This is a genomic window from Lunatimonas salinarum (genome assembly GCF_017811155.1).
In the GTDB taxonomy this organism is placed as follows: Bacteria; Bacteroidota; Bacteroidia; order Cytophagales; family Cyclobacteriaceae; genus Lunatimonas; species Lunatimonas salinarum.
The window spans coordinates 100,935-114,069 of the sequence record NZ_JACVCV010000006.1; the positions used below are offsets into that span (position 1 = coordinate 100,935).

9 protein-coding genes are annotated in these 13,135 nt (G+C 49.7%); 6 read left to right on the forward strand and 3 right to left on the reverse strand.

Annotated features, from left to right (window positions below; all coding sequences use genetic code 11):
• Window positions 1-44 precede the first annotated feature (44 nt).
• From IAQ59_RS08905 to IAQ59_RS08925, 5 genes are all read left to right on the forward strand, one after another.
• Window positions 45-1,415: a DegT/DnrJ/EryC1/StrS family aminotransferase gene (locus IAQ59_RS08905; protein WP_209330450.1), complete on the forward strand. Its 1,371-nt coding sequence runs from the start codon at window positions 45-47 to the stop codon at window positions 1,413-1,415.
• 20 nt (window positions 1,416-1,435) lie between these two features.
• A complete protein-coding gene (locus tag IAQ59_RS08910; protein WP_209330451.1) occupies window positions 1,436-2,731 on the forward strand; it encodes an NHL repeat-containing protein in 1,296 nt (431 codons plus the stop codon).
• Window positions 2,732-2,930: 199 nt separating this feature from the next.
• Window positions 2,931-4,709: an FAD-dependent oxidoreductase gene (locus tag IAQ59_RS08915; protein WP_209330452.1), complete on the forward strand. Its 1,779-nt coding sequence runs from the start codon at window positions 2,931-2,933 to the stop codon at window positions 4,707-4,709.
• Complete coding sequence (locus IAQ59_RS08920; RefSeq protein ID WP_245189515.1) at window positions 4,706-6,538, forward strand: 2-oxoacid:acceptor oxidoreductase subunit alpha; 1,833 nt, start codon at window positions 4,706-4,708, stop codon at window positions 6,536-6,538. The genes IAQ59_RS08915 and IAQ59_RS08920 overlap by 4 nt, the downstream gene beginning before the upstream one ends.
• A gap of 4 nt (window positions 6,539-6,542) precedes the next feature.
• A complete protein-coding gene (locus tag IAQ59_RS08925) occupies window positions 6,543-7,595 on the forward strand; it encodes a 2-oxoacid:ferredoxin oxidoreductase subunit beta (protein ID WP_209330453.1) in 1,053 nt (350 codons plus the stop codon).
• A 78-nt stretch (window positions 7,596-7,673) separates the two neighbouring features.
• On the opposite strand, the gene IAQ59_RS08930 is transcribed toward IAQ59_RS08925, so the two are convergent.
• Entirely contained in the window at window positions 7,674-10,325 is a 2,652-nt protein-coding gene (locus tag IAQ59_RS08930) for a DUF5686 and carboxypeptidase regulatory-like domain-containing protein (protein ID WP_209330454.1), read from the reverse strand.
• Between the two features lie 288 nt (window positions 10,326-10,613).
• Between IAQ59_RS08930 and IAQ59_RS08935 the strand changes: the two genes are divergently transcribed.
• Entirely contained in the window at window positions 10,614-11,120 is a 507-nt protein-coding gene (locus IAQ59_RS08935; RefSeq protein ID WP_209330455.1) for a fasciclin domain-containing protein, read from the forward strand.
• Between the two features lie 38 nt (window positions 11,121-11,158).
• On the opposite strand, the gene IAQ59_RS08940 is transcribed toward IAQ59_RS08935, so the two are convergent.
• The gene (locus tag IAQ59_RS08940) at window positions 11,159-11,878 is read right to left on the reverse strand and encodes a 2-phosphosulfolactate phosphatase (protein WP_209330456.1); all 720 of its coding nucleotides are present in this window, start codon (window positions 11,876-11,878) and stop codon (window positions 11,159-11,161) included.
• A gap of 17 nt (window positions 11,879-11,895) precedes the next feature.
• Window positions 11,896-12,990 carry a glycine cleavage system aminomethyltransferase GcvT gene (gene gcvT / locus IAQ59_RS08945; protein ID WP_209330457.1) on the reverse strand — a complete coding sequence of 365 codons (1,095 nt, stop codon included), beginning with the start codon at window positions 12,988-12,990 and terminating at the stop codon, window positions 11,896-11,898.
• Between the last annotated feature and the right edge of the window lie 145 nt (window positions 12,991-13,135).

The following is a 13,135-nucleotide window of genomic DNA, read 5'->3' on the forward strand; positions in this document are numbered from 1 at the left end:
TTTGAAATTTGGTATCTTGTTGCTAATAACAGTAAATGACCCACATGATGGAACCCATTGACCGAAGAAAGTTTTTGAAAACCAACGCGCTGATCGGTGCAGGAGCGGTAGCAGGCCTTTCCTCCTTTGCGCCTTGGACCCACAGCAGCAGCGATGTAACGAAGCCTGCCCTACTTGGCGGAACACCTATACGTACCTCCCCTTGGCCCAAGTGGCCGCAATGGGATAAGGACAGGGACGAGGAGTTGGTTCTTAAGGTGCTTCGGAGTGGGGTTTGGTCGCGGGATAAAGTAGTAGAAGAATTTGAAGCCAAATGGGCTCAAACACTCGGTGCAAAACGATGCCTCACCGTGGTCAATGGTACCAATGCGCTGATAGCTGCGCTCGTGCAGTCCAAAATTGGGGGCGGAGATGAAGTGATCGTGTCTTCCTACACCTTTATTGCTACCATCGTAGCTATCCTGCAGACTGGAGCGATGCCGGTTTTCGTGGATTCAGACCCGGAGACCTTTCAGCTGGATGCCACCAAAATAGAAGAAAAAGTAACCCCTCGCACACGGGCCATATTGCCAGTTCATATCCTCGGATTACCAGCTGATATGGGGAAAATTATGGATATAGCCAAGCGCCATGACCTGGTGGTGATCGAAGATGCCTGCCAAGCCTGGCTGGCGGAATGGAATCACCAAAAGGCGGGCACCATCGGCCATGCCGGATGCTTTAGTTTTCAGAATTCCAAAAACCTTCCCATGGGAGAGGGGGGGGCGATCGTCAGCGACGACGATGATTTTATGGATCGTTGTTTTTCCTATCATTCCTATGGATTTCCCTACGGCAATATTGGCGTAACCAATGTCAGTGCGGTCTTGGCGGGAACCAAGCTTCGCCTTTCCGAGTACCAGGCGGCCATTGGGCTTACCTTGTTGCCCCGACTGGATGGGGAAACTCTGCTACGCAGTCAAAATGCGGCGTACCTGCGTGGCAAGATCGAGGGGATTCCGGGAATTAGCCCCTATGTGCTCTACCCCGAAGTAACCAGGGCATCCTTCCACCTTTTCCCGTTCCGCTACCACCGGGAAGCATTTCATGGTATGTCCAGGGAAGTTTTCCTTAAGGCCTTGCAGGCAGAGGGAATTCCCTGTTCCAGTGGCTATGTGTCGCTGAATGACAAGCTTTACCTGAAAGATGCCTTCGAATCCAAGAATTACCAAAAAATGTATGAGGCCAAGGAATTGGACTTCGAGGCTTTTATAGCGAAAAATCAATGTCCAGAGACAGACCAGCTATGTCAGGAAACTGGTGTATGGATCTTTCAGAGCCTTTTGCTGGGCAGCAGGCAGGACATGGACGATATCGCCAACGCCATCCAAAAGATTCAGGCCAATTCGGAAGCACTTGCCAGACATCAGGCTTAATCCTCCTTTTTTATCACAACATGTCGCAAAAAAAAATGCGGGCGAAAGCCTTTTATTCTGGATTTCCCTACGCACACGACACCTACCTCGCGTTAAGCAAGGCCAGTGACGGGAAATTGTATTATAATCTCTCTTCCGAGCGGTTGGATGTGGGCGGACAGCTTTATTCCTTTGACCCCCAAACCGACACCATCACTTTTCTGGCAGACTTGACCGATGTATGTGGGGAAAAGGACCGCAGGGCCATCCCACAGGGGAAAAGCCACGTAGAGTTTTATGAGGCGGATGGAAAGCTGTTTTTTGGCACCCATGTAGGCTTCTATGAGATGATAGAGGGGATGGAAAGACTGCCCCAAAATCCGCCAGAGGGGTATGGGTTGTATCCGGGAGGCCATTTCCTGTCCTACGACCTACAAACTGGCGCGGTTACACGCCTGGGGCTAATGCCCGATAGCGAAGGTATCCTCAGCATGGCGATGGACACCGATCTTCGTCAGATCTACGCAATCTCCTGGCCCACAGGTATGTTTGTGCATTTGGATTTGACTACGGGAGCCCTTCGGGAAATCGGCCCGGTGTCGGCGCGAGGGGAAGCCGGAGAGGTAGGTAAGGATTACCGTGTGCTCTGCCGTTCTTTGTTGGTAGATCCCGATACGGGAATTGTTTACCTGTCAAATGCGGAGGGTGATATTCTTTTTTATGATCCAAAAGTCGGCGGCCCACTTCAGGTGTTGGATGACGTGAATTTGAGGCTCGATTATTTTGGTAAGTATGACCCTACCCAGCCCGGAAGCATGGGGTATAATTGGAGAAAGGTACTTTGGCACAAACGGGAGGGAGTGGCCTATGGCACCCATGGCAATTCGGGTTACTTGTTTCGCTTTGACCCCAAAGGACGTAAATTAGAGCTGGTCGACCGGCTGTGTTCCTTGCCTTCCAAACGTTCGGGCATGTTTGACCAGTTTTCCTACGGGTATTTGGGCCTGCAGTTTGGTCCGGATGGAGATACGCTGTATTACCTTACAGGTGGCCCCGTCATTCGCGATGGCAAACGGCTAGAAGGTGAGCGTCAGATTGCCAAAGGCGGTGCCAAAGGATTGGAGAATCTCCATTTGATAACCTACCAGGTGTCTGAAAACCGCTATACAGACCATGGAGCCATCTATTATTCCGATGGCAGTATCCCCACCTATGTCAATTCGATCGCCATAGATGATCTGGGAAAAGCCTATGCGCTCGCACGTATGCAGACTTCGGTGGGGGAAATCCAAGATCTGATTCGAATCGAGCCGGAATCGAATGCAAACGGCTTATAAATAGAGATGAACTGGTTCGTTTCGAAAACGGGGGACATTATTTGTCCGATCCCTCTCCTATTGGTAGTCTGTGACTTAGTCCAACTGAAAATAAAAAGTTAGAAGATAATTTGTTTTCGCTTGTTTAATTTTTGAAATTAATTGCGCAATTAGCAGAGAGGGCGTAGGATAAATTCTGCCCCTTTAACCCAAAATAACTATGAAGCCTACCGATACCCAGAATCCGGAGTATTACCACAAGGTCGTGGATTGCCAATACGCCTGCCCTGCGCATACACCGGTTCCCCATTACATTCGTCTCATTGCGGCCGAGCGCTATACCGAAGCCTACATGGTCAATTGGGAGAGCAATGTTTTTCCCGGAGTTTTAGGAAGAACCTGTGATCGTCCCTGCGAGCCCGCTTGCCGCCGGGTGCGGGTGGAGGAGGAGCCTGTGGCCATCTGCCGTCTCAAGCGGGTAGCTGCAGATAACAAGGGTGATGTAAGGAAATACATGCCCCAGGGTCCGTTTCCTTCCAATGGAAAGAAAATTGCCTTGATCGGTGGAGGGCCGGCCTCCCTGACCGTGGCACGTGACCTCGCCCCCTTGGGCTACGAGATCCATCTTTTTGACGAGCAGGTAGCTGGAGGAGGCATGATGCGCAGCCAGATTCCAGCGTTTAGGTTGCCCGAAGAAGTGTTGAATGAAGAGGTGAACCACATTTTGGATATGGGTATTCACACCCAGTTTTTGACCTATGTGGACAGTCTCAAGGGAGTGTTGGAGAAGAGTTACGATGCCGTCTTTGTTGGAACGGGAGCACCGAGAGGGAAGGACCTCCCCAAGTTGCCGGGGCGGCAAGAGGCCGATGCCTTCATTCATATCGGTATCGAATGGTTGGCCTCGGTGGCCTTTGAGCATACCCATAAAATCGGCAAAAAGGTAATCGTATTGGGTGGAGGAAACACCGCCATGGACTGCTGCCGCACCTCAAGACGCTTGGGTGGAGAACAGGTGAAGGTGGTGGTCCGAAGCCCCTTCAGCACCATGAAGGCTTCCCCTTGGGAAAAGGAGGATGCTATGCATGAAGATGTAGCGATATTTGACAACCACGTTCCGTTAAGCTTTGAGATGGCTGATGGAAAACTGGCAGGGATGATGTTCCAGAAAGTCAAGGCTGTATTTGACGAGAAGGGCAAGCGGCAACTGGTTCCTACCGGGGAGCCGGACGTTTTTATCGAGGCAGATGAGGTTTTGATAGCCATCGGACAGGAAAACAGCTTTCCTTGGATTGAGCGTGATTTGGGGTTGGAATTTGATGACTGGGGAATGCCCGTGGTGGACAAAGTAACCTTTCAATCCACGCATCCGAATGTGTTTTTTGGGGGAGATGCGGCCTTTGGGCCTGAAAACGTCATTACGGCCGTCGCGCACGGGCACCAGGCCGCCGTGTCTATGCACCTATTCTGCGAAGGCAAGGATGTGCGACAGCGTCCGGCTCCCTACACCAACCTGATGAGTACCAAGATGGGCATCCATGAGTGGAGCTATGACAGTGAGGTGGCGAGAGATACCCGCTATGCTGTACCCCAAGCCGCCAAAGAGCTGACGCTGGTGGACCGGAAGAAAGAAGTAGAATTGGGTTTTGACCTGCCCACCGGATTCAAAGAGGCACAACGCTGCCTAAACTGTGACGTACAGACGGTCTTTAAGGAAGACCGTTGTATTGAATGCGATGCCTGTATGGACATTTGCCCCACCTCTTGCATTACGTTTACCACCAACGACAATGAAATGGACCTCCGGCAAAAATTGCTGGTTCCGGCCGAAAACCTTACCCAGGATATCTTGGTGTCCGACACGTTGAAGACCGGCAGGGTCATGGTAAAGGACGAGGATGTATGCCTTCATTGTGGGCTTTGTGCCGAGCGATGCCCCACCTCTGCATGGGATATGCAGAAATTTTTCTACAGTGTTACCAAAGCCAGCAATTTATGAGTAGTACAGTAAGCGCCGTGATGACGAAGAAAAAGGTAAACGATTTTGTCATCCGTTTTGCCAATGTGAATGGAACAGGTTCTGCCAGCGCAAACTTCCTCTTTGCCAAGGCCATCTTTCGAATGGGTATTCCCGTCACACCGAAAAACATCTTTCCATCCAATATACAGGGTCTTCCGACTTGGTATGAGGTGCGGGTTAGCGAAAAAGGCTACCTGGGCAGACGGGAGGGCGTGGATTTGATGGTGGCAGTAAACGCCCAAAGTTTACGACAGGACATAGCAAGCGTTAGGTCTGGTGGATACCTGATCTACGATAGCACCAAAAAAATGCATCAGGACTTCATCCGCCCGGATATCCATTATTTGGGGATACCGATGATGGAGATGTGCAATACCCATTTTTCCGACCCTCGTCAGCGGCAACTGTTCAAAAACATCATCTACGTCGGCGCACTTTCCGTGTTGCTGAATATCGAGTTTGAGGTGTTGGAGGGGCTGCTGGCAGAGCAATTTGCAGGCAAGGAAAAGCTGATAGCACCCAATGTAAAGGCATTGAAATTAGGCGTAAACTACGTGATGGAGCAGTTTGCGTACCCCTTGGATTTTCATTTGGAGCGAAGGAAACTGGTTGGCAACCGTATACTGGTGGATGGCAACACGGCCTGCGGATTGGGAGCGGTTTACGGGGGTGCCACGGTGGTGGCCTGGTACCCGATTACCCCTTCCACGTCTGTGGCTGAGGCATTCGAAAAATATGCCTCCAAGCTTCGTGTAGATCAAGAAACAGGAAAGAAGAAATATGCCATTGTGCAGGCAGAAGACGAACTTGCTGCTATTGGAATGGTGATCGGGGCCAATTGGAATGGAGCACGCTCCTTTACAGCAACCAGCGGTCCGGGTGTTTCCCTGATGAACGAGTTTATCGGCCTATCCTATTTTGCCGAGATTCCGGCGGTGCTTATCGACGTGCAGCGTGCAGGGCCGAGTACCGGTATGCCCACTCGAACCCAGCAGTCGGATGTGTTGCTGGCTGCCTATGCTTCCCATGGTGACACAAAGCACGTACTTTTGTTCCCCTCTACCCCCAAAGAATGCTTCGACATGACGGCCGAAAGTTTTGAGTTGGCCGAGTACCTTCAGACGCTGGTGGTGTTGATGACCGACCTGGATTTGGGAATGAATGATCACATGAGCGAGCCCTTCACTTGGGATGATACCAAAGCGTATAACCGGGGGAAGGTGCTTTCTGAACAGGAGTTGGAGAACATGGGTAGGTTTGGACGCTATTTGGATGTAGATGGAGATGGCATACCCTATCGAACCATTCCCGGTACCCACCCTACTAAGGGTGGCTTTACCACCAGGGGTACGTCGCGGGATGAATATGCGGTCTACACAGAGGATAACAAGGCCTATCAACGAAACATGGAACGCCTGCTCCTGAAATGGGAGACGGCCAGAGACCTGGTGCCTGCTCCTGAGGTGTACCAAGATGGCAGAAATAGTGAGTACGGCCTGTTGTTTTATGGTACTTCCACCTACTCTTCTGAGGAGGCCAGGGACCTGTTGGCAGAGGAAGGGATTGACCTGGACGCGATACGCATAAAAGCCTTTCCGTTTAATCAATCCGTCGGGGAATTTATCGCCTCCCACAAACAGGTGTTTGTCGTAGAGCAAAACCGCGATGCGCAACTGCGATCGCTGCTGATGCTGGACCTGGGGATAGCTCCCGAGAAGCTGGTTCCTGTCCTAAATTTTGACGGAATGCCCATTACCGCTGATTTTATAGCAAAGACGATTACCGCCCATATTAACCCAGCCCCATAAGCTTATGACATTTGTAAAACCGATATTCAGGCATCCCAAGCTGCCCAAAAACGATATAGGATATACCTTGAAGGAATACGAGGGTGCCATTTCCAACCTTTGCGCAGGTTGCGGTCACGACAGTATCAGTGCCGCCATCGTGCAGGCCTGTTTTGACCTTTCCATAGAGCCCCATAAGGTTGCCAAGATTTCCGGAATCGGGTGCTCCTCTAAAACACCTGCTTTCTTTCTGGGCAATTCCCACGGATTCAATTCCGTTCATGGCCGTATGCCTTCCGTTGCCACGGGGGCCAATCTGGCCAACAAGGACCTGGTCTATTTTGGGGTTTCCGGAGATGGCGATACCGCCTCCATCGGGATGGGACAATTTGTACATGCCATCCGCCGCAATTTAAATATGGTGTATCTGGTTATGAACAATGGATGTTACGGCCTCACCAAAGGGCAGGACTCAGCAACGGCAGATTTGGGATCAAAAAACAAGTCCGGATCCATCAATCCGTTCCAGCCGGTTGACTTGGCCAGCCTTGCGGTTGAGCTAGGTGCTACCTTTGTGGCTCAAAGCTTCAGCGGCGATAAGGGACAATTGGTGCCCCTGATCAAGGCGGCTATCCACCACAAAGGATTTGCCTTTATCAATGTCATTTCGCCCTGCGTGACATTTAACAACAACGTGGGTTCCACCAAGTCCTATGACTTTGTCCGCGACCACATCGAAGCTACCGGCAAATTGGATATTGTGCCGCGTCAATCGGAAATCAACGTGGACTACGAGGCGGGTACATCCAAACGGGTGACCATGCATGATGGTTCTGTGATCCAATTGGAAAAGGTGGCTACGGATTGGGATCCACAGGATAGGGTGTCTGCCATGCAGGCTATCCAACGGGCGAGGATAAATGAGCAGATCATTACTGGATTGCTATACCTTCAAACCCAATACGGTGACTTGCACGATATTCTGCATACCGTCGACAAGCCCCTGAATCAATTGGACACCGCTGAGCTGAATCCTGGAGCTCCAGCCTTGGAAAAGATCAATGCGAGTTTCTCCTGACAAATCGAATAGGTTTGTTGATAAGCGCCTTTTTACAAATCCTTCAGCCTACCCCATATGGGTTGAAGGATTTTCTTTTCATTCATTCATGCTGATGTTGATGAAACTGGCAATGCCAAACTGTATCCCGCCCCGTAGCGCGTTTCGGTTTTCAAATCCCACGCCGGTTTCCACCCGGAATATGCGAAACAGGTTATCCAGCGAATACCCCAATTCCCAGTAGTGCGGAGAGTTCGCAGTTTTTAGGTAGTTGAAAAAAACGTTTTCCCGCAGGCCAGAATACCGTAGCATGGGAAGCTGGGTGAAGAGGAACTTCCGGAATTGGTAGTGCACAATACCACTTGTGTAGTGACTCTTGGTGCTGTATAGGTAGTAATCCATAAACCGATAATTGGAGGTAACGCCCATGTTGGCAAAGAGCGTACGATTTCCTCCAAAGTGCTTGTAATCTGCAAAAAACACATTTTCCTCCTGGATAAAAGTTCCCACCGTCAAGTTAAAATGTAGCTTTCCACTCACTCCGAGATCGATTCCGTGTTCGATGTTCGCTTCTACCCAGTCGAAGGATGCAGCGGTAAGCCGATCCCCCCTTGGAAAAGCCTTGGTATAGGAAAAGTTGACGAGGGGAGCGGATCCGTATAGCGGATATTTGCGTCCATTTCGGATGCGGTATTTCAGTCCCGGTCGCCATTCTACGCTGTTTTGCCACAACAGTGCACGGTGTCTGTCAAAGGCCCCAGCTGTGGCTTCGATGTTTTCAGGTCGGTTGTCGCTGAAGGTCCGTCTGGTATCGCTGTGCCAACTGTAGTCTGACTGGTTTTCCAGCGGCCTACGCTCCGCATAGGTGAACCGAGACCTGTATGTGATGCCATCATGTACTCTATGGAAAAAATAAGCTTCGACAAAGTCCTGTGCGTAAAGTTTCATATAGTTCTGCCGTAAAAGTAAGGAATATGCCATGTTCACGTACTCGGAAATAGGGTTATCCCGGTTGAATTGAAACACATAGGAGCCACCGGTGATCCCAAATGTCATCCCCTTTCGTCCCAGCGTGATCGCTCTACGCACGTCCAACGTACCGTATAGCTGTTCACTGCCAAACCCGTATCGAATTTCAGGGCGGAAATTCCAAGACGTTCGATGGACCGTAGCGGAGTCGGCCATTTTTTCTGATTTTTCCAATCGGTAGAACCCCGCCAAGCCTACCTTAAATCCTTCTACGGTGTTGAAGGAAAACCGGGAGATATTGGAATGAAAGCCGGCGGAACGCCCATTGCCGAAATGGTAGCGTCCACCCGTTAGAATGTCAAAAGGAGTGAAGTTCCGTTTGGCTTTGGCCGAAACCGAGTCTTCTTTGGCCAGCTTGGCGGTCTCGATCATTGCCAGGCTATCATCCCTTCGGTAACCCCTAATTTCGGCTTCAGTAAGTTTTACCGGGCGGATGCTGTCCCAGTAGGTCAGGCTTCGTTTGGAGGCAAGCGAGTCAACGGAATAATGCCGTTCAACCGCCACTTCGGGGTTTTTCTGCTCCTTTAAACTTTCTTTTTCGTACGCGTTAACCAGTTTTCGAAATTCCTTTCCGGTCATCTTATCTGCTTCGGCGAGTTGATCCAAGGCAGACGCTTTCCTATCCAGCTTTTGGATGTCATCGGGTACATGATCGACCTTTTCATCGATAAGGGTGGGGTCAGTAGCCAGATCCGGATTGAGGGTTACTTCATAATCATTTGTTGAAGCCAGGTAGTGATACTCTCCGGCAAACCCAAAGAACTTGCCGGAAAAGCGGTAGGTGTGCGTCGCGGGCATCCACACGTTTTCGGCCACAGGCCTATAAAGCTGCTTCACGTCAATCTGGAATCCCAGCAGAGAGGTACGAAGGTCCACGCTGTGGATAGTCCAAAGGTCTTCTATAATGTGGATGTATCCCTCAAAAACCCGCTCGCCACGGGACCTCGGTGTGACCTGGATACGATTAATAACCAAGCCCTCCTCCAAATACGATCCTTCGTATCGAAATCGGTAATAGGCAAAAGCCGCAGGCGCTAAAGGGGAGATGGCCTCGTTGATCTTAGGTTGGTAAAAGCTTGCTCCGATATAGGGTGCAGGCGAGGTTTGGTTGCTTTCTCCCTGAGATCGTACGCTGATCACCGTTTCCTCCACGTAGTTTGGTTGGCGAAAGGTCAGCCGCGATACGGACTCACTGGTATAGGCTTCGTTTGCCTTGATGCCGTCTTTCTCCATTTCTTTTCTGAGCAGGAAGGGAATGTTAGTCAGTTGTCCGGTGCCTTTGATATAGGCATTGAATGTGTACTCCTGTACCTGCAAGCGGTGAAACTTGGCTTTGGCGATGGCTTTGCGCATAATGGTGAGCGCCGGATCTTCCTGTTTATTACTGACCACCACTTCTCGAAGCGCATAGGTTTGTTCCGCTAGAGAAAAATCGACGGTTGCCCAGCCCGAAGAAGGAACTTCTACAGTTTTTACCTCTGTGGCATACCCGAGAAACTGCGCCACGATGTCGTAACGTCCCGGTGCGAGCCGGATTTCATAGATGCCGAGTTCATTTGCGGGTGCCCCCTCCCCGGTATTTCGTATCAGTAGCGAGGCAAAGGGTAGGGGCGACCCTTGCTCGGAAAGTACACTGCCCCGAATACCCTGGGCCTGTAGGTAGTGGGTACCGCATGGCCAAAGCCAAAAAAATACTAAAGCAACGAAAATACTTGTTCGCATGAAATCGTAGAAAAGGTTATTCCCTAGTACGCATTTTGGGAGTGAAAGGATTTTCAATCAGTAGGAATCCTGCATTGCTGGCTAAAATTATTGTTTAACGAAATAACCTAAATGAATAAACAAATAATATTTTTTTTTCGGTTAAAACATACATCAACAGGTCTAATATCGGGTCTAACGTTTGAATTTTGTTAAATAAATAAAAATTTGTGTTTTTGTATTTTTTTTAAATCAAACAATTGATTTTATCAGGTGTTAAAGGTGTTGTAACTATCCAAATATAATATCATGATAAAATTACTGAGTACATTTGTAGTGGCCCTGTTTACAAGCGTAACATTGATGGCCAATGACGGCATTGACAAGCCCGTAAAAGAAAAAGCAGAAATGGACATCGTTGACTTGGCAGCAAGTACGGATTTCCTATCTACCCTTGTAGCCGCTGTGAAGGCGGGGGATTTGGTAGATGTGTTGAAAGGCGATGGGCCATTTACCGTGTTTGCACCAACCAACGAAGCATTTGCGAAACTTCCTGCCGGAACCGTGGAGTCGTTGTTAAAGCCTGAAAACAAGGATAAGCTGATCGCTGTTTTGACTTACCATGTGGTTCCAGGTATCGTGAAGTCAACAGACCTGAAGGATGGACAAAAAGCAAAAACCGTACAAGGCCAGGAAGTAACCGTTTCCCTTAAGGGCGGAAAAGCCATGATCGATAATGCAACGGTCACTGCCGCAGATATCGAAGCAACAAACGGCATTGTGCATGTAATTGATTCGGTCATATTGCCGAAGTAATTAGGGAATGTAAAAAATTCGAAAGTCCTCACCCTATCCTAATAGTGGTGAGGGCTTTTTTGTGCGCTAATTTCTTCACCTACCTGTTTGCAAACCAAATTGTATTTGTCCAAAGTAAGACAAAAGTCAATATCTGCTTCAATATTGTAATTCTGAAGTCGTTTGGCGTGGGATGCTTTCTTGAGAAATCCCGACAGGTCATCCTGTACATGTTGGTACAGTGTTTCCATGGCGAGCGTACCGTCGCAATCATAGGAAAACTGGAGCAAGGATGCCAATGCACCTGCGTACAATGAGTCCTCGAGGTTAAATTTCCCTTTCCAGCCGGCACAAAGTATCAAGACAGGCTTATTAATTTCAAGTAGGTAGGTGGCAGTGGCGTTTAGGTTTAAAAATGCCCCGATCAGGATCTCGTCGGCATGGCCCTTGGAACGCTCTATGGCTACGGTCCCATTGGTCGTGGTCATGGCGACACGTCGACCTGCGTAGGTGTTATGAAGGTAGCTCAATGGTGAATTTCCCAATTCGAATCCTTCCGCTTTATGTCCGTTGCGCTCACCTGCAGTTACGTAGCCTTTTTCCTGCAATGAGCGGCAGGATTCCAGGTCTTCGACCGGACGGATACTGATCACCCCATTTGCCAAGGCAGTGACCATGGTGGAGGTCGCTCTGAAAATATCAACGACGACCACCGCTTTTCCGCGGAGGTCGTGCAGGTGTATCAGTTCGGGACTGAAACAGATTTCCAATGAATTCATCTTTGTAAAGGACGTATTTATTGCGCCAAAAGGGGCAGTTTTTGAATAGTGGCTTGGATGGTCTTGTTCCGGATGCCGATGGCTACTTGGGTGCCCGGTTTGGCGTAGGAGGTTTCCACATAGCCCAACCCTATGCCGATACCCATGCTTGGGGATTGGGTTCCGGAGGTTACCTCTCCGATCACGCCGCCCTCGGCGTTTAGAATGGGATAGTGGGAACGAGGAATGCCTTTTTCCCCTAACTTGAATCCTACTAACTTTCTGCTCACACCGGATTCCTTTTGCTTTTTCAGTTGCTCGGCGTTGATAAAATCCTTAGTGAATTTGGTAATCCAGCCCAGCCCGGCTTCTATGGGGGAAGTTTCATCGGTGATGTCGTTTCCATACAGACAGTATCCCATTTCTAGGCGTAGGGTATCCCTGGCTCCCAAGCCAATAGGCTTGATTCCTACGCCTTCGCCGGCAGCAAAGACGGCATTCCAGACGTCCAATGCATCCTGATTTTTCACGTACAGTTCGAATCCACCCGCTCCGGTATATCCAGTGGCAGAAATGATGACGTCGTTTTTTCCAGCGAGGGTGCCTACAGCGAAATGGTAAAAGGGAATAGCGTTTAGATCCACATCGGTAAGTGGCTGCAGGACTTCTTTTGCCAGTGGTCCCTGCACGGCAAATAGGGAGATTTGGTCAGATATGTTTTCCAACTCGGCTCCCATACTATTGTGCTGATTGATCCAAGCCCAATCCTTTTCGATGTTGGAGGCGTTCACGACAAGCATGTAAGCCTCTTCGTCCATTTTGTAGACCAGCAGGTCATCCACGATCCCCCCTGTTTCATTGGGGAAGCAAGAATACTGGGCTTGGCCTATTCGTAGCGTAGCGGCGTCGTTGGAGGTCACTAGCTGAATAAGCGCGAGGGCTTGGGGGCCTGTGACCAAAAATTCTCCCATGTGGGATACATCAAACACGCCCACTTTCTCCCTGACCATCTTGTGTTCCTCGATATCAGAGGTGTACCGCACAGGCATATCAAAGCCTGCAAATGGAACCATTTTAGCTCCTAGCGCGCAGTGGACACCATGGAGCGTGATTTTTTTTGTTTCTTCTGGCATGTGGATAGGGTGGTTTTTTTTAACGTGTTGTAAATGGGCGAGGGTGTTGGCATGCAAGAAAAAAGGCCAGAATGCCTAAAAAATGGCAAATAGTCTGGCCTTCAATATATATGTGCCGGATTCCGCCGCGAATTCGTAAGCGAAG